Consider the following 785-nt stretch of genomic DNA (forward strand, 5'->3'; position numbering starts at 1 on the left):
CTGGCCTACGTGATCTACACCTCCGGCTCCACCGGCTTGCCCAAAGGCGTGATGGTCGAACATCGCGGCCTGCGCAACCTGCTGGACTGGTACCTCGAAGACCTGGCCTTCGACGCCGGCGACGCGGTGCTGCTGGCGTCCTCCTACAACTTCGACCTGACCCAGAAGAACATCCTCGCGCCGCTGATGGTCGGGGCCACGCTGCACCTGGCCGCCGAACCCTTCAACCCCGACGCCATCGTCGCCCAGGTCGCCGAGGCCGGGATCAGCCACCTCAATATGTCGCCCAGCGCCTTCCACGCGCTGGTGGACGCCGACCACCAACACGGCCTGGCCTGCCTGAAACGCGTGGTGCTGGGGGGCGAGCCGATCCAGGTCGCCATGCTGGAAAAACTCGCCGAGCCACGGCCAGCGGTGATCAACAGCTACGGGCCGACCGAGTGCAGTGACGTGGTCGCCTGGTACACCGCCGACAGCGACCTTGAGACCTACCGGCACCAGTCGATCCCCATTGGCCGGCCGATTCGCAATATGCAATTGCATGTGCTGGACAGCTACGGGCAACTGTTGCCCGTGGGGGTACCTGGTGAGATCCACATCGGCGGCATCGGTGTGGCCCGCGGTTACCTCAACCTGCCGCAACTCAGCAGCGAGCGCTTCATCGCCGACCCGTTCTACGGCAAGACCGACGCTCGCTTGTACAAGACCGGTGACATCGGTCGCTGGCTGCCGGACGGTACGTTGCAGTACCTGGGGCGCAATGACGATCAGGTGAAGATCCGCGG

General features: G+C 65.1%; 1 protein-coding gene. It reads left to right on the forward strand.

The genetic code is table 11. The features are described 5' to 3' along the window. Positions 1 to 785: AMP-binding protein (locus tag AC09SL_RS29455; RefSeq protein WP_479572003.1), on the forward strand; the 785-nt coding region annotated here is incomplete at both ends.

It is taken from the genome of Pseudomonas sp. PF05 (genome assembly GCF_056521845.1).